Annotated in this window: 17 protein-coding genes; all 17 read left to right on the top strand. The window is 40.7% G+C overall.

The features are described from left to right. Nucleotides 1-98 precede the first annotated feature (98 nt). The 17 genes from QZR90_RS04325 (at nt 99) to QZR90_RS04245 (ending at nt 21597) form a co-directional block, all read left to right on the top strand. A complete protein-coding gene (locus tag QZR90_RS04325; RefSeq protein WP_295789174.1) occupies nt 99-4406 on the top strand; it encodes a translocation/assembly module TamB domain-containing protein in 4308 nt (1435 codons plus the stop codon). A gap of 27 nt (nt 4407-4433) precedes the next feature. Continuing rightward, on the top strand, nt 4434-5066 hold the full coding sequence (locus tag QZR90_RS04320; RefSeq protein ID WP_295789172.1) for a sigma-70 family RNA polymerase sigma factor: 633 nt from the start codon (nt 4434-4436) through the stop codon (nt 5064-5066). Nucleotides 5067-5305: 239 nt separating this feature from the next. Beyond that, nucleotides 5306-6007 (top strand): hypothetical protein, encoded by a 702-nt coding sequence (locus tag QZR90_RS04315; protein WP_295789170.1) that lies wholly within the window; start codon nt 5306-5308, stop codon nt 6005-6007. A 62-nt stretch (nt 6008-6069) separates the two neighbouring features. Continuing rightward, complete coding sequence (locus QZR90_RS04310) at nt 6070-8256, top strand: outer membrane protein assembly factor (protein ID WP_295789168.1); 2187 nt, start codon at nt 6070-6072, stop codon at nt 8254-8256. A gap of 2 nt (nt 8257-8258) precedes the next feature. Further along, complete coding sequence (locus QZR90_RS04305) at nt 8259-9533, top strand: hypothetical protein (protein WP_295789166.1); 1275 nt, start codon at nt 8259-8261, stop codon at nt 9531-9533. Nucleotides 9534-9616: 83 nt separating this feature from the next. After that, the gene (locus QZR90_RS04300) at nt 9617-10147 is read left to right on the top strand and encodes an OmpH family outer membrane protein (protein WP_295789164.1); all 531 of its coding nucleotides are present in this window, start codon (nt 9617-9619) and stop codon (nt 10145-10147) included. An 18-nt stretch (nt 10148-10165) separates the two neighbouring features. Then, nucleotides 10166-11146 (top strand): hypothetical protein, encoded by a 981-nt coding sequence (locus QZR90_RS04295; RefSeq protein ID WP_295789162.1) that lies wholly within the window; start codon nt 10166-10168, stop codon nt 11144-11146. A gap of 13 nt (nt 11147-11159) precedes the next feature. After that, complete coding sequence (locus QZR90_RS04290) at nt 11160-11690, top strand: OmpH family outer membrane protein (protein ID WP_295789160.1); 531 nt, start codon at nt 11160-11162, stop codon at nt 11688-11690. A gap of 73 nt (nt 11691-11763) precedes the next feature. After that, nucleotides 11764-12795: a UDP-3-O-(3-hydroxymyristoyl)glucosamine N-acyltransferase gene (gene lpxD / locus QZR90_RS04285; protein ID WP_295789158.1), complete on the top strand. Its 1032-nt coding sequence runs from the start codon at nt 11764-11766 to the stop codon at nt 12793-12795. An 8-nt stretch (nt 12796-12803) separates the two neighbouring features. Further along, on the top strand, nt 12804-13709 hold the full coding sequence (locus QZR90_RS04280; protein ID WP_295789155.1) for a lysophospholipid acyltransferase family protein: 906 nt from the start codon (nt 12804-12806) through the stop codon (nt 13707-13709). Nucleotides 13710-13994: 285 nt separating this feature from the next. Then, a complete protein-coding gene (gene lpxC, locus QZR90_RS04275; protein WP_295789154.1) occupies nt 13995-14828 on the top strand; it encodes a UDP-3-O-acyl-N-acetylglucosamine deacetylase in 834 nt (277 codons plus the stop codon). 1 nt (nt 14829) lies between these two features. Continuing rightward, nucleotides 14830-15255, top strand: a complete 426-nt coding sequence (gene fabZ, locus QZR90_RS04270; protein ID WP_295789152.1) for a 3-hydroxyacyl-ACP dehydratase FabZ — start codon at nt 14830-14832, stop codon at nt 15253-15255. A gap of 185 nt (nt 15256-15440) precedes the next feature. Next, the gene (lpxA, locus tag QZR90_RS04265; protein ID WP_295789150.1) at nt 15441-16253 is read left to right on the top strand and encodes an acyl-ACP--UDP-N-acetylglucosamine O-acyltransferase; all 813 of its coding nucleotides are present in this window, start codon (nt 15441-15443) and stop codon (nt 16251-16253) included. A 296-nt stretch (nt 16254-16549) separates the two neighbouring features. Continuing rightward, nucleotides 16550-17371, top strand: a complete 822-nt coding sequence (lpxI, locus tag QZR90_RS04260; RefSeq protein WP_295789148.1) for an LpxI family protein — start codon at nt 16550-16552, stop codon at nt 17369-17371. 43 nt (nt 17372-17414) lie between these two features. Then, nucleotides 17415-18560, top strand: coding sequence for a lipid-A-disaccharide synthase (gene lpxB, locus QZR90_RS04255; RefSeq protein WP_295789146.1), 1146 nt, complete (start codon nt 17415-17417; stop codon nt 18558-18560). After that, nucleotides 18561-20288: a lipid A export permease/ATP-binding protein MsbA gene (gene msbA / locus QZR90_RS04250; protein ID WP_295789143.1), complete on the top strand. Its 1728-nt coding sequence runs from the start codon at nt 18561-18563 to the stop codon at nt 20286-20288. A 4-nt stretch (nt 20289-20292) separates the two neighbouring features. Further along, on the top strand, nt 20293-21597 hold the full coding sequence (locus tag QZR90_RS04245; protein ID WP_295789141.1) for a 3-deoxy-D-manno-octulosonic acid transferase: 1305 nt from the start codon (nt 20293-20295) through the stop codon (nt 21595-21597). Nucleotides 21598-21646: the final 49 nt, after the last annotated feature.

Here is a 21646-nt window from a genome sequence, read left to right as displayed (position 1 = left end):
AGTATATAATTTTACCCCTGCGCTAGTTAGTATAGGGCATGGGTAGTCCTAGGTATGTAAGTTCAGTGTAGTGAGTGTGTGAGGAGTTGAGTTGGCGTATGACAAAAGGGCAACGTAGAAGCTTAGTCGCCTTAGCTGTAGCGGCCACCCTGTTTGGGGGCGCTCAATTAATGCGACCAATAGGCGAGCAATATGTAGGTCCTATGGTAAATGAACAACTAAATACAGCAATCAATGGCACTGCTACATACAATAATTTTGAAATTGGTTGGGACGGATCAGTTCACATTAAGGATCTCACAATACGCGATGCTAAAGGTGCTACAGTGGCAGATGTGCCAGAAACTGAAGTTACGCTCGATGTAGTGGAAGCCTTAAAAATGCCATTCACTAATGCATCAGCCTTGCACTTAATTCGCAGTGTGACTTTGAAATCGCCAACTATCCATGCTATAGAGCAAAGTGATAATTCCTGGAATATTACCTCCTTGATAAAGGAAAAAGAATCTGACAGTGAAATGGATTTTCGCGGTTATATATCAGTAGATGAAGGGAAGGCCTATATAGACTGGCTAAATGGTCGTAAAACAGTAGTTGATGCCATTGATGGTACAGTTAAGCTAGGGGACTATCCAAAGCTTGATGGTGCTGTTACGGCTAATATTGATGGACAGGCTGTTACCGTTCGCGGCTCTTATAGCAATGACGTTAATGCTGATTTTAACATGTATATTGACGCCGATCGCTTGAGCTTACAATACGGCAATGATTTTATCCCTGCCAATGTGCAGGCTAAGATTTTAGGCGGCGACTTAAAACAAGTGGCCCTTACCATTAAGCGCAGTGATGGTCAATATAGCTTTGAAGGCGGCTTTGATATTGATGGACTTCAAGCTGATTATGCGAATGCAACCGTTAGCGATTCACCATTTGCCATTCGTGGCGCTGGTGCCCATGTGACTTTAGACGGTACTAACATTAATGTAACCAATGCTAAAGCAGCCGTTAATGGTCAACAGTTCTTTGGATTTGGCACTGTTAATATTGAAAATACAGATAATCCTGATTTAAATCTAACTATTAGTGGTACTCAAATTGAAGTAGATAAGCTCATGCCTATGGGCGCTACTGGTTTAGTTGGTGGGACTGTACACATTACAGGTCCAGTCGATTCATTTACCGCTACTGGCAGTGTAGAAGCGCGTAATGTAAATTATGATGGTCTCGTAGTTGAAGATGGTAGCACGAATTTTACATATGAAAATGATGTAGTTAATTTGGCAGATATTTCTTTACATCTCAATGGCGGCACGGCTACAGGGCGTGCAAATTACAATCTAAAGAGTGAAGACTATGAAGTGGCCTTAGTGGGAACTGATGTTCCATTAGGACTTATTGGGCAGGCGCTTAATGAACCGATTTATGGCACTGTAAGTGGTCAAGCCTATGTGAAAGGCAATGCTCAAAATAGCAATCCAACTCTCACGGCGGTGTTTGAAGGCTCAAATATAGGCTATGATTCCTTAGAGCTTGATACAGTGGCCGGCCAAATTGATGGAGCTGATGGTACTTATGCTATTAAATACTTAAACGGCACTGTTGGGGAGGGGAAGTTTACTGCCTATGGCGTAGCTACTGCAGATACAATTGCTTTGCAAGTAAGTGGCAAAGATATTCCATTACATATGCTGAGTTCCTATGTTGGTCAGCCTATGGAAGGGACGGCTACTGTAGATGGAACCATTGAAGGGGCATTGTCAAATCCTACTGCTCATCTTCAAGTGGCCTCGGATGGTGGTCGCGTAGCAGGCATTCGCTTTGATAATACCTATTTAGATGTAAGTCTAGAAAATCAGGTAGCGACTATAAATAAAGGGTTCTTGCAAGATGGCCATGGCTATTATGACCTTAGTGGGACGGCAGAGCTCAATGGTAGCAAGAATTTAAATTTAGATGTTGTGGCAGAAACTGTTCGCATTGAAAGTATTGCTCCGCTTGTAACGGATACGAAAATTACAGGTTGGTTATCCTTGCACAGTAAGGTTAGTGGCACTATGGACAGTCCGATAGTGCGCGGCTTTGTTCATGCTTGGGATGGCTCTGTAGCCGGTAAGTTGTATAGCGATGTACACTTTGGATTCCGCTATGCTGATAATTTCTTAGGCGTTCGAGACTTAGTGGCGAAGGCTTATGGTGCCACTTTCTATGGACAGGGGAAAATGGTCAATAATGAACTGGACTTTTCCTTCTTTGGGGACGCCATTTACTTGAGACCTTGGCTTAAAGACTATGCTGATGTATCAGGCTACATGACTGTAGAAGGTACGGTAAAGGGCAATCTAGACAAACCTATTTTAGAAGCTACTGTAGGGTCTAATGCTGTTACCGTAAATGGAATGGCGCTAAAAAATATTCGCGGCAATATGTATGTTGATCCAACTGTATTAAACTTACAAAAGCTAAGTTTTGATGAAGGCGAATCCGGTCATTTTATGATTGATGGCGGTATGACATTAGATGGCCAGCAGCGCTTATTTGGTTATGCCACTATTGAAAATGGCAATTTAAGTAATTTCTTGAGATTATCTAAATCTTCCATAGAAAATATGACAGGCGCCATCAATGGTCGCCTAGATATTGGTGGCACCTTAAATAATCCTGATCTAGCTTTAAAGGGAACTATCGATAATATAGCAGTAGGTGACACCCTTTGGGGTACCGCTGTAGTGGATATAGGCTTTGAAGATAAGAAAATAACTATTCATCAAGGTGAATTACCTATTGGTAATGGTATTATTGCAGCAGCTGGTACAGCTGATTTAAATGGGGATTCTAATATTCAGATAGCGGCCAATAATGTAGCACTATCTTATGTAACACCATTGTTTAAAAATCAGGTGGCACTGGATGGTAATTTACATTTAATGGCTAATGTTACCGGTAAGACGTTAAATCCTCATGTAGAATTATCTACGGAGATTGTTAATGCTAACTATAATGGCGTTGCCCTTGACCGCGTATATGCTATGGCTACAATGGATGATAAAGTAATTCATGTACAGCAGTTAGTGGGACAGCGCGGCGAATATAAGGCGCGCATCAGTGGTGATATGCCATTGGCGGCTATTTATACATCTGGTTATTTGCCACCAGGCGATAAATCTGCCATGGACTTAACTTTGGATGTCAATGAAGCTGACTTAGCTGTATTGCCATTAATGACACCGATGATTACAGAAGGGATTGGACCTTTACAAGGTTCAGTTCACATTACGGGAACCTATGATCAGCCAGAAGTTAATGGCATGATTAGTGTGAAGGATGGTACAATCCACTTTAGAGATGTGAAAAAAGATTTAACTGGCGTATTTACACAGCTAATCTTTAAGGGCCAACAATTAGAAATCATTGGTGGTGCGACTATGGGGAAAGGCAATATGGGCCTTTCAGGCAAGGTTAATTGGCAAGGTACAAGTCTTACTGATTATAGTGCAGTGGCACAATTTAATGGCTTAGAGGTAGACAGTGATTATTTCTCAGGTCCTTTAAATGGTGAAATAGGTATCTTAAATAAAGAAGGCCTTCCAACTGTAGCAGGACATATTGATTTAGAGAAAAATACTATTGCCATTCCATTGAGCTTGACCTCCTCAGAAGGAGGCGACCCAATAGGCCTTGATGTGACTGTCAATGTGGGAAAGAAAGTGCGTTTATATAGCGCAGGCCTGTATGATATTATCTTAGGTGGCGGCGCTCATATTGGAGGCACAACAACTCGTCCAGATATTGATGGTGGATTTGAAGTTAAAGAAGGTACGCTTAAGTACTTAAATAATACCTTTAAAATTACTACAGCTAAGGCTGACTTTGTATATGGTACATTCATGCCAATTCTTCATGCTGAGGCAGTGGCTAGAGTGCAGTCTTACAAGATAAATCTAGAGGTCAATGGACCAGTTGAACAGATGGACCTTCGCTTGACTTCTGAACCGCATTTAGAAGAGCGTCAGATTATTTCGCTCTTAACCTTTGGTTACAGCAATGGTAATGACTCTAGTTTATCCTCTGATGATGCTAGTGCATTATTAGCGGCTGGCGTGCGCTCTGCTTTATCTGGTTATATTGAAGGTACTTTGAAGAATAATTTGGGCCTTGATCGCATTAATATTACATCGGGCTCGCTGGATCCAAATGAAGATCCAAACTCTTCTACTAATGGGTATTACAATATTGAGATTGGTAAGTATTTATTGCCAAATCTGATGGTAACCTATAGCCAGGGGTTAAATAATGATATTCAATCCTATGGTATTCAGTACGATATTAATAGTCACTTTAGCGTTAGTGGTTGGATGAACAGTAATGATCACTCTTACATTGGTGCACAGTGGCAATCTGAGTTCTAAAGAATAGATAAGAAAGGAGGGCTGCTGATGCTAGATTCATATTTATCAGAGCTTGAAAAAATTGAATTGCTTAGCTTAGAAGACGAACGGGCTTTATGGGAAGCCTTTCGTGGTGCAGATGATGAATCGGCTCGCACAGCCCTCATTGAGCATTATCAGCCTTTAGTATTTCGTGAAGCCATGAATTATCGCAATTCTGTTACGGATGTAATGGACTGTGTTCAAGAGGGGACAGTCGGTTTAATCGAAGCCGTAGAGCGATTTGATTACACTAAGGGCGTAGCATTTTCGCTCTATGCAGTGCATCGCATTCGCGGTCGTATCTTAGACTTTCTTCGCAAAGAAGGTAAAGGCGGTATTCTTTGGACAAATCCTAATGAAGAGGAAGAAGACTGGTGGGAACAATTACCTGATGAAGGGCCTTCTATTGAAAATCGTGTGGAAACACAGGCCTTTCAAGCCGTTGTTAATGAGGCAATTGGTCGTTTACCGAGTAATGAGCGCCATGTAATGGAGCAAGTGTATTTAGAAGACCGCACCATTGCATCGGTGGCAGGTGAACTCTCGACGAGTAATAGTTATATTCATCGCTTGCATCGTCAGGGCATAAAGCGTTTGCGCGGCATGCTGAGTCGAACTAAAAATATTTGGAATGAATAAAACTGTTTATTTATAAAAATAGTCAGCTTAGATATGTGGAAGTATCTAAGCTGGCTTTTTTGTTTTTTATTTAACGAAATATGTAAAAATTTAATAAAATATTTTAAACTCTACATGAAATTGAAACAAATTGTTAATAAAAACCTTGCAGTATGCTATAATAATAACGATTTAGTTGCTTTTATGAGTTCACAAATCCTTTCGTACTAACGATTATATAGTTAGGAAAGGAGGCCGTTATGAATCAAACAAGTAAATCAATGGAAAAAAAGATTCGCTCTGTAAAGACTTGGCTTGATAAAGCTGAACAAGCGTATGCTGATGATTCCACTGCAAAAGGGCAGTTGCAATTGATGCTAGCAAAGGCAGAGATGCAGCATTTAGATGAGCAGCAAGATTCTACAAAACGCTATAAATTATTTTTTATAGGCGCTGTATTACTTGCTCTTTTAGTAGTCCTTGGTGTATATTTTATTAATACCTTGGATAATAAGCCGGCGGGACAACCAACGGATATGGAATTTAATACAACCATTCATAATACCAATGGTATAGGAAATACTCCGAATCCGGCAGGAACTACTAGCGGTACATCAAATGTAAAGCCGACCATAGGTCCTGGTGCAGGGATGGGTATGGATGATTCGCAGCATGGCAATCAACATACGGTGCAGCCATTGCCTGATGGCAGCAAGGTAAATACCTCAGATTCAGTCAATGCAACTAGTTCTGATGAGGTACAGACTGTTCAATTTAGTGCGGCTGGCGGAGCATCAGAGATGAATCCAGGCGAAGCTAGTGCATCTACTAGTGGCCAAGATTATACGACTCAGACGGCTCCTCAAAATGAAAAGGAGGACACTATAGCAGAACCCGTTATAAGCAACTCGCAGATTCAAGAGGCTGTACGTGAGGGGGGACGAAGCTTACGAGGTCAATAAAAGGGATTCAAGTTTCTTTTACATATTATAAAACCAACACAGTATCTAGGAGGAATTTTTAAATGACAAACAAACGAGCCTATAAGAAGTTTTTGGCTGTAGCTGTATTGACGGCTCTAGGCAGCACCACAGTATGGGCTGCTGATGTAACAACTACAAGCACCACAGAGGCAACAAGTGCGACGGCAGTTAGTGCATCTGATATTTCTACCAGCAATATTCAAACTACAGTGACTACACCAGTTGCTGAAACACCAGAGGATGCAGCCGCACAAGATGCGATTAGTGCAGCTCGTGGTGGCATTGAAGAAGCTCAAAAATCTGACGAAATGGAAGCAAAACGTCAAGAGCTCGATAACTCTTCCTTGGCCACACAAAATAAAGACGTATTAATGGTAGCTAAAGGGGAAGGTGCTAAATTAGAACAGCAACAAGCAGCAGGTATGCAACAAGCTGTTAACACTCCAGATGCTCGTTATTTTTCTGGTGTAACTGATGAAGCATTACAACCATATGTAGGTAAAATTATGACAGGCTTCACTGTAGAAGGTTTGCCTGCTAGCGTACAAGATGAATACGTAGCACTTTTAAAGAGTCACGTAGGGGATCAATTGACTGTTGAAGCTATCCATGCTGATATTGCAGCGCTTGGTGCATCTGGTTATTTATCTGAAATTAATCCTGTGATTACAGAAGTGCCAGAAGGGGTAAAAGTAGCGTATAAAGTGACTATTAACCCTGTTGTGCGTTCCGTTCAATTTGAAGGTAATACTGTTTACAGCAGTGAAATGTTAACTAATTACTTAAATGTGCAACCTAATACAGTGCTCAACACTGTACAAGTAGGGGAGCGTATTCAAGGGATTAATGCAGCATACAATCGCGATGGCTATATTTTAGCTCGTTTAAATGATCTTAATGTTGACCAAGATGGCGTATTACATATCTCTATTACTGAAGGTATTGTAGAAGACATTGTGCCTCATGGTAACAAGAAAACTAAAGACTATGTTATTTTGCGCGAATTCAATCAAAAGAAAGGCCAACCTTTCAATAAATTCCTCGTTCGTCGCTCTGTAGAAAAAGTGTACAACTTAGGCTATTTTGACGATGTAAACGTGCGTTTATTAGAAGGTTCTACACCAGATAAAGTAGTCATTGAAATTGACGTATTAGAACATAAAACTGGTACGATTACATTAGGTGCTGGTTATTCTGATTCTGACGGCTTCGTAGGTATCGTTGAAGTTGGGGAAGAAAACTTGCGCGGTACAGGCGATAAAATTAAAGTACACTGGGAATTCGGTGGTACAGCAGGTTACAAAAACTACTCTGTATCCTACTTGCGTCCTTGGATCGATGACAAGGCTACTTCTCTTGGCGTAACTATTTTTGACCGCGAAGATACGTATACAGATTACAACTCTGATGGTGATGAAATTTCCGAATATGTTAAGACTCAAAAAGGCTTTAATATTTCCTTAGGCCGTCAAACTGGTGAATACACTCGTGACTACTTAACATTAGAATCCCGCAAAGACGGTTGGAAATTCGATGAAGATGAAAATAGTGGTTACAACTATGCTGCTGGCGCTGGTGTAGGTCCAAAAACACAAGAAGAAGCAGATAGATTCCCTGGTTACTCTTGGGATAATGGAAAGTATGACTTTGCTGGTGATAACTACATCGACAACAACTTCGGTCGTACCAATAGTATTACTTGGCAAAAAGTATATGATTCCCGCGATAATATTTACGATCCAAAACGTGGTAAACGTATTTCCGCTACTGTACAATGGGCTGGTCATGGCTTAGGCGGTGACTTTGACTTCTACAAATTCACTGGTGAATATCGTAACTATAAACAAATCGGTAATAACCAAGTTATCGCCTTCCGTGGCCGCATTGGCTGGGCACAAGGGGATGTACCATATAGCGCCTTATACACATTAGGTGGCGCTGATACGCTTCGTGGTTTTGAAGATGATCAATTCCGCGGTAAGAAGATGTATAATGCAACGCTTGAATATCGCGTGCCAATCTTCAATAAAGTAACAGGCGTACTCTTCACTGATATGGGTGATGCTTGGGATGCACCACATGTAACTTGGTATGATGATGATAAATCCTTCAACATCTCTGTAGGTGCTGGTGTTCGTATTTCCACACCGATCGGACCAATCCGCTTAGACTATGGTGTAAGCAAAGATGATAAGAAATTCCACTTCAGCTTTGGTGGTCAATTCTAATTATGAAAAAATTAGAGCTCAAGTTAGGGGCGGCTATGTGCATAGCCGCCATGACTTTGTCAGTGGCTTCGGCTGAATCGATTCAAAAGGTTAATGTAACCTTAGCTAGTTCGTCGTATGCATTGCCACCAGCTTTAGCTCGGCGCATGAGCGCAGCTATTGAAATAGCCGCTCAGAAAATTTATGTAGGTACCGATAGTGAAACTGTGGCAGCGAATCGCGATACTTATGATAAAGTGACTGTCGATATTATCGACCGCATTTTATATGGCTATACAGTAGAATCTTTACAGATGAATCCAGGGGCTACTAGTGAATTGATGGTGGCCTTACGCCCTTATGGCAAAGTGGTACAAAAAGTAGATACGACCATATCGTATGGCAATTTATCACCTGTAGCACAGGAGCTCGTAGCCAAAGATGCAGCCTTTGTAACAGGACGCATTGAGCAGATTTTACTCGGTGCTCCCTTAGATTCTTTGGAATGGGCTAATACTATAACAAGCCAATTAGTTCGCAATGAGCTAGGAGGTGCTTTGCCTGAGTTTATTCCGCAAGTGGATATTAAGCCAGGGGAAACAACGAAGGCTACCATTTATTTAATCCCTCAGGGAGCGGTAGTGCGTCATAGTTCTACGGAGATTTCGTCTAATACGTTGCCTACATCAGTCTTTTTCTCTACTAAAGACTATTTCGATACATATTTGGCTAATTTAGAAGGCGTGCCAGTATCTTTTATAGGACGTCATGAGCAAGATATACTTCAGAGTATTCAAACTCGTTTAGATGAAAGCCGTGCGTCAACTCGATTTAATATTAGTATGACGCCAAAGCTTCAATTGGGTACAGATTTAGTACTTCATATTCAAGCCGATTCGTCCCGTTATATTATGCGTGGTGAAGCTTATTTAGATACGGGAAATACTAAAGACCATAATGTGGGCTTTAAATTTTTCACCGGCTTTAAACAGGGGCGTCAAGACTGGTATTTGGAGACGAATTTTTATCCTGATACGTATAAGTGGAGCTTTTATCCGTCCTATGCCTATCATATAACGCCGGATACAACTGTAGGCTATCAATACAATATATCCGACCATTATAGTCGTTTGTGGATTCGTCAAACCATTGGCGATAAATGGCATATTCGGGCGCAACGAGACTTTAATATTGATCGCAATGAATTTGGTCTTGCCTATGATGTGAACAATTATTTAGCGGTTGAATATGTAATTGACGATGACAATAAATGGATTCGTCTTATAGGGTATTTATAAGAATTTGTTCATAGCAATATGAACAGATGTACATATAATTCATAAGTGCATGAATTAATTAAAGGAAAGAAGGTTATTTTATTATGATGCGTTTTATCAATAATAAAAAGAATGTTAAGATTGTTTCTTTTGTAGTAGCAGTGATTTTCTTGCTCGGTATTGGTGCTATTGCGTACCAACAAATGGCGGTGCCTACTATGGCAGCGAATAACAGCAATATTGGTGTAGTCGATACTAGCAAAATTGCAGACCAAAATACACCAGCTGTAGCAGCGGCTATGAAAGAAAGCCAAGAGCTTCAAATGGAGTTGCAAAAAGAGTTTGAAACTCAATCCGCTAATATGGATGATCAACAAAAAGCACAACTTCAAGCTCAGCTTCAACAAAAATTTCAGGCTAAAAGCTTAGAAATCCAAGAAAAACTTCAAAAATCTCTTAACGATGCAGCACAATCTGTAGCTGAAGCTAAAGGCTTATCTGTAGTTCTTAACAAAGAAGCCGTTATTTATGGTGGTGTAGATATTACAGAACAAGTTAAGAAAAAATTAAACGAAGGTGCTACAACAACTGATGCCAATGCAGGTAATGCAGCTAATTCTAACGACAAAAAATAGTAGAAAGGACGCGGTACAATGAAGCTAACATATCGGTGGATTTTACTAGCTCTAGTTGTTGCCGTTGCCTTAGTCGCTGGTTATTTGGTAATGACTCATTTGAAAACACCAACTCAAACTGTAAGTAGTGGTGGGCCTAAGCTTGGCTATGTAAATATGGAGAATATTATTAAATTAAATCCATCCTATCAGCAGTACATGAATTTGAAAAAAGAATATGAATTGCTAGAAGGCCAATATAAAGAAGAGCAAAAGACCTTAACCTTTAAGGCGCAAGAACAGCAAAAAGCACTTCAAGCATTAGGTACAGACCAGGAAATTACCAATCAACTTAATATTGAATTAGTTAGCAAAATCAAGGCAAAAGAACAGGAGCTCAATGTGGAGCTTCAAAAGCAACGGATTGCATTGATTAATAAATATCGCGGCGAAGTACAGACTAATCCAACGGAAGCAGATTTGCGAATCGTTAACTTGCAGTTGGAATTGAGTGGTACTGCTGAGCCAATCGCGTATACAGAAGAGCAAAAAGCTACTATAGCGGCTGAACGTGCGGCAAAAGAAGCGGAGTTAAAATCCCTGTTAGCACAACGCGGTGGTAGTGTAGAAGGTAATTTAAATGGCTTAGAAGCTAAAGTCGATAGTGAGCTCGCACCTATTCGTGCTAAAGGACAGCAGGAATTAGAGGCGTATGCGGAAGGACTACAAAAAGAATTACTTGCTCGTCGCGATGATATGATGAAGTCTAAAGCTGAATCAATTATGGCATCTAGTAATTTGCCTAAGCCGGCAGAATGGAGTAGCGCTTGGAATAGCAAGTTGTCGGCTAAGAAGAGTGAACTAGATGCTCTCCACGATGCTATTATGGATGATGTGCGCATGCGCGCTGCTGTAGTAGCTCAGGAAAAAGGATTAGATCTTATCGTAGTGAATAAAATGGCAAGCACCGATGCTGTAGATGTAACGGATGCCATTATTGCTTCCTATGGTTCGAAATAAAGGAGTTTTTTTAATGAATAAAAAATCAAAACGTATTCTAGCTGGCATAGCTCTTATGTTTTCAGTTAGCATCGTAGCTGGTTGTGGTACACAGGAAAAAATTGGTTATGTTAATTCCACTCGCATTGTGAAAGAAACACAAAAGGGTGTAGATATTCAAGCTAAAATGAATGAAAAACGCAGTGAAATTCTTACTCGTTTACAAGCAGCACAAGGTTCACAAGATGAAGCTACTTTTGCACAAACGCAAATGCAAGCTCGTCAAGAAATGCAAGTATTCCAACAAGCGCTTGAAAGTGACTTTGAAAATAGCGTACAAGCCGCTGCTGCAGTGGTAGCTAAAGATCAAGAATTGACTATGGTGACAAAACAAGGCGTTGTCGTAGGGAATGGTATTGATATTACAGATGAAGTAGTTGCTAAGATGGGTAAAGTAGATCCTAATAAAGCAGCAGCTCCAACTGATGCTAATACAAATGCAAATACAGATGCGAACGCGCAAAATGGCAATGGCGAAAGTCAGCCTACGCAAGCACAGCAATAATGCTGTGCTCTTTCGCACATTTATATGCTAATCGTTCATACCCATTCGTTCTAAATGAGAGGAGACTTTCGCAGTGAAGTATACAGTTGAGGAACTGGCTCAAAAAGTTCAAGGTAAGCTAGTGGGCAATGGTCAAGTTGTGATTGAGGAAACACGCAGCCTAGAACAAGCGGCGCCTCAGGCAATTTCATTTGCCATAGGAGAATATTGTGGATTTGTAGGACAAAGCAAGGCTGGCGCAGTTATTGTAGAAGCGCCTATTGAAGGAGTAAGCATTCCTCAAATTGTCGTAGATAATGCGAAAGTGGCATTCTCTCAACTTTTAGGATTATACCATCCTCCAGTTGTAGTGCCACGCACAATTCATGAAACAGCTATTATTGGCAAGAATGTTACTTTAGGTGAAAATATCAGCGTAGGGCCGTACTGCATTATCAATGATAATGCAGTGATTGGTGACAATGTAGTTCTTCATCCTTATGTATATATTGGGCACAATGCTAAAATTGGTGAAGATACAGTTATTTATCCTGGTGCAGTCGTGCATGAAAATTGTGTGCTTGGCAAACGCGTAGTTCTTCGCGCTAAAGCTGTTATTGGTGGTGAAGGGTTTGGCTTTGCTACTGAAAATGGAGTGCATACGCACATTCCTCAAGTGGGCAATGTAATTTTGGAAGATGACGTAGAAGTAGGCTCTTGCTCTTGTATCGACAATGCGACTATGGGCTCCACTATGGTTAGACGAGGCACTAAAATAGATAATTTAGTTCATTTAGGGCACAATGTAGAGATTGGTGAAGACTGCTTCCTTATCGCTCAAGTAGGGATTGCAGGAAGTACTAAATGTGGCAACCATGTAATTTTTGCAGGGCAAACTGGTTCATCTGGTCATTTAACCATTGGTGACAATGTTACCTTTGCGGGTAAAACCGGTATTATTGGCAATGTACCTTCTAACTCTACATATGCGGGATTCCCTATGCGCCCTCATAAAGAGTGGCTCAAGATTTCAGCCTATGAATCTCGCTTGCCAGATATGGCAAAAACGCTTAAACGATTAGAAAAAGAAATTGCCTCATTAAAGCAGCAATTGGATGAAAAATAGGAGACTCTATGTATAGGTTTATGAAACTTTTTAGCGCCTTAATTTGTGCATTGCCGCAAAGTATACAGTATGCTATTGGCACATTTTTAGGCGAACTATGCTGGCTCTTTTTGCCACCGAAAAGGCGTAGACTAGCGATAGGTCAAATTTTGTTTTGTAATATTACAAGCGATCCTAAGGAAGCGCGTCGTATAGCTAAGAAGAGTACAACTCGTTTTGGTCGCATGATTATTGATGTATTGCGCTATCCTGAGATTAAAGATGGACGCTACAAAGAGATGTTTGAATGGGTGGATCGCCAACATTTAGATGATGCCCTTGAAGATGGTAAGGGCGCTGTGCTCATGGCCATTCACAGTGGCAACTGGGAATTGCTAGGCGGTATCTTGGCCTCAGAAGGTTATCCATTAATTTCTGTGGCTATGAAACAAAATGGGGATGCCGATAAATTTATCAATGAATATCGCGCGATTATGCATCAGCATGTAACCTACAAAACAGGGGTGCGCGAAATGATTAAAGAGCTTATGAATGGCTCTATGATTGGCCTCATTATGGACCAAGACCCTGGCGATAAAGGGCAATTAGTACCTTTCTTTGGTTATGAAACGCTAACTCCTGTAGGTCCTGCTGTGATGGGACGTATGAAGGATGTGCCGATTATTCCTGTAACCATCCGCTTCGATGAATTTAAAGGCAAGCATATTGTCACTGCGTATACGCCGTTCTATGCAGAGCATACGGAGGATAAACGCCGTGATACAGCGGTGACCTTGACCAAATTAAACGAGTGGATTGAAGATTATATTCGCCGCTATCCAGAGGATTGGTTCTGGCTTCATAATCGATGGAAATGGACGCGTCGTTACTATGCTGGCAAAATTGATGTGCCACCAGATCCTATGGCTAAATAACTTTATTCCTATGGTTAGATAATGTAAGTGCCATGATTAAATAATTTAACGCCTATGGCTAAATTATTTAATTTTTAGGGACAAAAAATTAAATATATGCAATAAATAATAAGCTTCTTATTGGTAATGTCTTATTCACTTGTATTTTGTACAATGAAGAGGGGCATTTCAATAAGGGGCTTTTTGTTTTTACTTTTATAAAATATAGACATAAATGCCCTATTTGGCTTATAATTAAATATAGTGTGTAAGAAAAGTCATTAATAGAATGAAAGGAGGAGGCTAATGGTACTTAAGCAGAAAACCTTGTTAAAACCAATTCAATACAAAGGCACTGGACTTCATAGCGGCTTACCTGTAACCATGACTTTGCGTCCTGCAAAAGCGAATACAGGAATTGTTTTTATACGAACTGATTTACCAGGTCAGCCTTCTGTAAAGGCGATTGCTGCCAATGTAACAAGCACTAATCGAGCCACAACTCTTGAAGATGGCGAGGCAAAAGTGTTTACCGTAGAGCATATATTAGCAGCCTTTTATGGATTACAAATAGATAATTGTTATGTTGAATTGGATTCACCAGAGCCACCAGTCGGTGACGGTAGTGCCGCTGTCTTTGTGGATTTGATGAAAACAGCAGGGATTGATGTTTTAGATGCCCAGCGGGCCGTATACGCAGTAAAGCGGTCTCATGCTATTTATGATGGAGATCGTTACATCGTCATTTTACCTTATGACGGCTTGCGTGTAACCTTTACATCTATTAATAGTCATCCTTTGTTGGGAACCCAACAAGTGGATATTCTTTTAAATTCAGAAAATTTTGAAACAGATATTTCACCAGCGCGCACCATTGGCTTTATGAATGAATTAGAGCAATTGCAAGCCATGGGCTTGGCTAAAGGGGGCAGCATCGAAAACGTACTCGTTTACGATGATACAAAGTGCCTGTCAGTGCCTCGCTTTGATGATGAATTAGTGCGTCATAAAATTTTAGATGTACTAGGTGATATATTCTTATTAGGGCCAATTAAAGGTCATATTATTGCTTTAAAATCCAGTCATGAATTGAATTCGCGTTTAGCACGTGAAATCTTAAAAGAAATGAAGGAGGACTAACATGACTCTTACAGTTGAAGAAATTATGGAAATTTTGCCACATCGCTATCCATTATTATTAGTGGACCGCATTATTGAATTAGAACCTATGAAACGTGCGGTGGGCATTAAAAATGCAACAATGAATGAATTATTCTTCCAAGGTCATTTCCCTGGCAATCCAGTTATGCCTGGCGTTCTAATTACAGAAGCTATGGCACAAGTAGGTGGTATTGCTCTTTTATACCCACAAGAAAATCGCGGTCTTACCCCAATGTTCACAGGTATTGACAAAGTGCGTTTCCGTCATCCAGTAAAACCTGGTGACCAAGTGCGTATGGAAGTAGAAGTAGTAAAAATTAAAGGTCGCATGGGCAAGGTTGAAGGTAAAGCTTATGTAGGCGATAAATTAGTTGCTAGTGGCGAGTACATGTTTGCACTTGTATAGTGGCGAAAAACAGATAAATTTGAAGTAAACTTGCTAAATAAAACGTTTTGGTGCAGTAAAAACCTAGAATTCTCTGATTGAGCGCGAAATTTTCTCAAAAATAAGAGTTCACTTTTTTGAATTGGGAACGATTATATATATAATAAGAAGAAGTCGCAATCTCAATAGAGTAAGGAGTGACATAGATGATAGTAGTAGGCATGGAAAATGCTACCTCCAATATACATAGTACCGCAGTGGTACACCCGGACGCTAAAATTGGAAAAGGCGTTATCATCGGCCCAGGCGCTGTAATCGGGGAAAACGTAACCATTGGCGATGGTACTCAAATCGGCGCCAATGTAGTTGTAGGTGGATGGACAACTATTGGAGAACGTTGTGAAATTTATCCAGGTGCAGCTGTAGGGCTGGAACCTCAAGATTTAAAATTTAAAGGTGAAAAAAGCTTCTGTAATATTGGCGATGAAACTGTAATTCGCGAGTGTGTAACGATTAGTCGTGCTACTGGTGAAGGGGAAGAGACTCGCATAGGCAATAATTGCTTATTCCAAGCTTGTACGCATATTGCTCACAATTGCATCGTAGGGAACAATGTAATTATGAGTAACTGTGCAGGTCTAGCTGGTCATGTTACAGTAGAAGATCGCGTAGTAATCGGCGGCATTGCTGGCGTACATCAATTTGTAAAAATTGGTCGCAATGCTATGGTAGGCGGTATGGCTAAAGTTGTGCAAGAAGTGCCACCGTATATTATTGCCGATGGTCAACCAGCGCGTGTTATTGGACTTAATTCTGTAGGTCTATCTCGTGCCGGTGTGTCCGAAGAAGTGCGCCACGATTTAAAACAGGCGTATCGCATTATTTTCCGCTCTGGCTATTCCTTATCCCGAGCTATTAAGGAAATGGAATTGCAGTTAAATTCGTCTGTAGAAGTTGAAAATTTATTGCGCTTCTTGCGTAATGCTGATCGTGGAATTATGCGGCCTCGCCGCGACTGATAAGAAGAGCCTTAGCTTTAGGGCACCCTGTGTGTACCAGCTGTTAAAGGCTCTTTTTCTTTGCCATGTGGAACTAAGAGCCATGGCAAAGTTTTTGTTCGTCATGGGCTCTTTATTCATGAACATTGGCAGAGAAAAGATGCATTAGGGCATGAAAATTTGGTATAATATAGGATAGGATTTTTATATTTTTGACTCCTCATATACGAGGCTTTAACAAAACGCGTTGGGTCCTTAGATGTAGAGTTAAAAAACAAGATATTATATCAGGAACTTGTTCTTGTTAGGAGGATATGATGGGAAAAGTCGGATTGTTAGCGGGCATTGGGAAATTGCCATTAGAGTTTTTACGAGCTGCTCAATCAGAGGGATATGAAGTTGTTGTCATTGCTGTCATTCCTAATACGGAACCAGCCTTAGCAGAAGAGGCTGATGCATTTTACGATATAAATGTAGCTAAGGTGGATCGCATTTTCAAAACCCTTCATAAGGAAGGCGTAACAGAAGTAACTATGCTGGGAAAAGTGACGAAGGAAATCTTATTTAAAGGTTTAAAATTCCCTGATTTGAGAGCGATTAAATTATTGTCAAAATTAAAGAATCGCAAAGATGATACGATTATGTTGGCCTTAGTGGAAGAGCTTCAAAAAGAAGGCATTCACGTAGTGGATCAAACGATTTATATGAAGTCCCTAATGCCTAAGCCAGGTGTATTGACTAAGGCACTACCAACTAAAGAGCAACAACAAGACATTATATTTGGCTTTGATGTGGCTAAACAAATGGGCGGCCTTGATATTGGTCAAACCGTGGTAGTAAAACATCAAGCTGTCATGGCGATTGAAGCGATTGAAGGTACAGATGCATGTATTAAGCGAGGCGGAGAGCTTGGGCGTGGTGAGGCCGTAGTGGTAAAAACAGCTAAACCACGCCAGGATGTACGTTTTGATGTGCCTGCCGTAGGACTCACTACACTAGAGTCTATGCTTGAAAGTGGCTGTAAAGTATTGGCTATTGAAGCGGAGCGCACCATCTTTGTAGAACAAGATGAGGTGTTGGACTTGGCTAATAAAAAAGGTGTAGTTATTGTTTCTGTACCAGGACCTGAGGAAGAATAAAGAAAGACTAGTTGATGCGGATTTTTTATCATAGGAGGTACTAATGAAAGTAATGTTTTCTGCCGGTGAAGCATCGGGCGACGTGCATGCAGCGAGTGTAGCAAAGGCATTGAAACAAGCCTTTCCTGATGTGGACATGCTAGGCATGGGTGGTACCCTTATGGAACAAGCAGGCGTGTCTATTATTTATGATATTAAAAAATTAGGCTTTATTGGCTTTGTAGAGATTGTGAAGGCCTTGCCTAGTTTCTTCAAATTAAGAACGTATTTAAAGGAAATTATGATTCGCGAAAAGCCTGATGTGCTAGTTTGCGTAGATTATCCAGGCTTTAATATGCGCCTTGCTAAAGTGGCACATGATTTAGGTATTCCTGTTATTTATTATATTGCCCCTACCATTTGGGCCTGGCATAAGAGCCGCGGTAAAGATATTGCTAAGACGGTGACTAAAGTGGCGTCTATTTTTCCTTTTGAAGCGAAAGCTTATGAAGAGTTTGGCGTTGATGTAGAGTTTGTAGGACATCCTTTGGTGGATATTGTAAAGCCCACTATGACCTATGAAGAAGGCGTGGAGTTTTTCAAAATGCCGCCGAATACTAAACGTGTATTATTATTGCCAGGGAGTCGTAAGCAAGAAATTTTAACACTCTTAGACCGCATGCTTCAAGGGGCACAAATGGCCCTTGCTAAGCATCCGGAATTAGTCTTTTACTTGCCGAAGGCGCATACGATTGAGCGTAGTGATTTGACGGATATTATTGATAAGTATAAAGTGCCGGTTACCATTACGGAAGAAAAAATCTATGATTTAATGCAATGCTGTGATGTAGCACTAGCAGCCTCTGGAACGGTAACTTTAGAAACAGCGCTTGTAGGATTGCCTACGGTATTACTATATCGTCTATCGCCAGTGACTTTTGGCTTAGCTAAAGTATTGGTTAATGTTAAGCATGTAGGTTTACCGAATATTGTGGCTGGTCGGGAAGTAATTCCAGAATTATTGCAAAATGATGTAACTGCTGAAAATATTAACAATCAATTAGAATCTTTATTATATGATCAAACTAGACGCACACAGATGATTGAAGATTTAAGTGCGGTGAAAACTGACTTAGGTGCGCCTGGCGCTGTAGCGCGCGTGGCAGAGATTATCGGTGCCGTAGCGAATGGCTCAAATCGGAGGAATTAGATGGGAAGCTATAAACGTTTATTAGTATATGTAAAGCCGTATGCAGGGCGTATGGTGTTCGGCCTAATTTGTATGATTATAGCCGCTGCTGCATACTTAGTAGTGCCTTGGCTGATTAAAAATGTAGTAGATGAAGTGCTACAAGCTAAGGATTTAGCTACTTTGAATTTGGTGGTTATTGCCATTTTAGTGGTGTTTCTCATCAGAGGCTTTGCTACCTATGGTCAAACCTATACGATGAGCTATATTGGACAGCGCGTTATTATCGACATTAGACAGGCTTTATTTAAGCATTTGCAGCGTCTGGATCAAGCCTATTTTGACCGCCGTAAGACGGGGCAAATTATGAGTAATCTTACTAATGATGTAAGTGCACTCCAAGCGGCTATTGTAGATAATCTTATTTCCCTTATTACAGAAGGGGTGACCTTAATCGGTTCCTTAATTTCCATGATACTCATCGATTGGAAATTGACTTTAGTGACTTTGATTATCGTGCCGGTTGTACTAGGTTTAGTGAATGTATTTGGGAAAAAATTACGCCTTGCTGGTCATGAAGTTCAAGGCCGCATTGCTGATATTACAGCTCTGTTACAGGAAGTAATCTCTAGCATCCGAATCGTTCGTTCTTTTGCGCGCGAGTCGTATGAAATTCGTCAATTTGAACATGAAAATCAACGAAATTTTAGTGCTGCTATGAAGGCGACGAAATTATCTAGCTTGCTCAGCCCATTAGTGGAGTTTTCAGCGGCTATTGCGGTGACGGTTATTCTCTGGTATGGTGGCTATAATGTTGTAACTGGCGTAATTTCTGCGGGCTCTTTAATCGCCTTCCTCATTTACGCTATTAACTTATCTAATCCAGTAAAACGCTTAAGCCAGGTATATAGTAATATTCAAAAATCCATGGCTGCTGGTGACCGCGTATTTGAAATTTTAGATACGGAACCAGAAGTCAAGGAAAAGGCTGATGCGAAAGACTTACCTGAATTAAAAGGTGATGTGGAGTTTGACAATGTTAGCTTCTCTTATGATGGCGAGAAGAACGCGTTGGATTCTTTAAACTTACATGTACCAGCTGGTCGTATAATTGCTGTAGTAGGTCCATCAGGAGCTGGTAAGACGACCATTGCTAATTTATTGCCGCGTTTTTATGATGTTAGCGAAGGGGCCTTGCGCATTGATGGCATTGATGTGCGCGATGTAACGTTTAAGTCCTTGCGTGAGCAAATTGGTCTGGTGCCACAAGAGACTATGTTGTTTAATACGTCCATTAAGGAAAATATTTTATACGGTCGCTTAGATGGTACTGATGAGGAAGTATATGCAGCAGCTAAGGCGGCTAATGCATTAGAATTTATTGAAAAAATGCCAGATGGCATTGATACTATAGTAGGGGAGCGAGGGAGCTCTTTATCAGGGGGACAAAGACAGCGTATTGCCATTGCGCGTGCCATTTTAAAAGATCCAAAGATTTTGATTTTAGACGAAGCGACGTCAGCGCTTGATACAGAAAGTGAAAAACTAGTACAAGAGGCGTTGGAACGCTTAATGAAAAATCGCACGGCCTTTGTTATTGCTCATCGATTAAGCACTATTAAAAATGCAGACTTAATCATTGTTATGAAGCAAGGCCGGGTTGTTGAGTCTGGCACTCATGAAGATTTATTGGCACAAGATGGTCTTTATAAGAGTTTGTACTCCATTCAATTTAAGAGTAAAGGATAAAGGGATGTATTGGATTTATAATTTTTTGCTAATCATCTATTGGATTGGATTAATTCCAGTCATCCTCTATCGTTTAGCCTTTGAAGAAGGGTTTTACGAGCGTATAAGGCAAAGTGCAGGCTATATGCCAGATTCTTTGATGCGCAAGATAGAGGGGCGTCGTGCAATTTGGGTGCATGCCGCTTCTGTAGGTGAAATTGTTGCTACGAGCCCAATCGTAAAAGATATAAAACAGAAATTTCCTGATGCGGTAGTTGTTGTATCTGTAGTAACAGCTACAGGTCATGCTATGGCGCATCGGATTATTCCAGAAGCGGAAGGTATTATCTTCTTCCCTTTAGATTTACCATTTTTAACGCGGCGCATTTTGACTATTATTAAGCCAATTGCGATTTTATTAGTAGAAACAGAGATTTGGCCAAATTTCTTGCGCATTGCGGAAAAGGAACAAATCCCTGTTATGATGGTTAATGGTCGCATTAGCGATCGCAGTATGAAACGCTATATGATGATTCGTTCTTTTACGCGCGAAATGTTAGCATCGATAGAGTATTTTTGTATGCAGTCCAAATTAGATGCTGAGTATATTGAAATTCTCGGCGCATCTCATGAGCATATTACTATTACAGGGAATACGAAGTATGACCAAACCTATGCCAGTGTAACGCCGGATGAGAAGCTGGCGTTGCAAGATGAATTTGGCTTTGGCCGCAATCATCCTATTATTGTGGCAGGCAGTACACATCGTGGGGAAGAGGAGTTGGTACTTAACTCCTTTAAGCGCATCTTACACGAATATCCAGAGGCGCGCCTCCTCATTGCACCGCGAGAAATTATGCGCGGCAATGATGTGAAGAATTTAGCTGAACGCAATGGCTTAAAAGCTATTTGTCGCAGTACTATGACTGGTCCTGTTCACACGAAGACACCTGTAGTTGTGTTAGACACGATTGGTGAATTAGGTCGCTTATATAGTTTAGGAGACATTATCTTTGTAGGTGGCTCCTTAGTTAAAACTGGGGGGCATAATATCTTAGAGCCAGCCGCTCATGGTAAGCCTATTTTAGTGGGCCCTCATATGTTTAACTTTAAAGAAATTTACTCCTTGTTAAGCTCTCGCGATGCGTGCTTAATGGTGCGAGATGGTCAAGAATTGACCGCCACCTTATTACAGCTTTGTGGTGATAAGGCGCGACGCGAAGAAATGGGAGCCAATTGTTTAACTATTATGAAGGAAAACCGTGGTGCTACGCAGCGTAATACGGAAGAAATGCGCAAGCTCTTTGAGAAACATCATATTATTCCTTAATAAGAAGCATCAAGAGAGATAAAAATTATCAAGAGGGATAAAAAGCTTT

The organism is uncultured Veillonella sp. (genome assembly GCF_900545795.1).
Lineage (GTDB): Bacteria > Bacillota > Negativicutes > Veillonellales > Veillonellaceae > Veillonella_A.
This window is presented reverse-complemented; position numbering and strand designations above follow the sequence as displayed.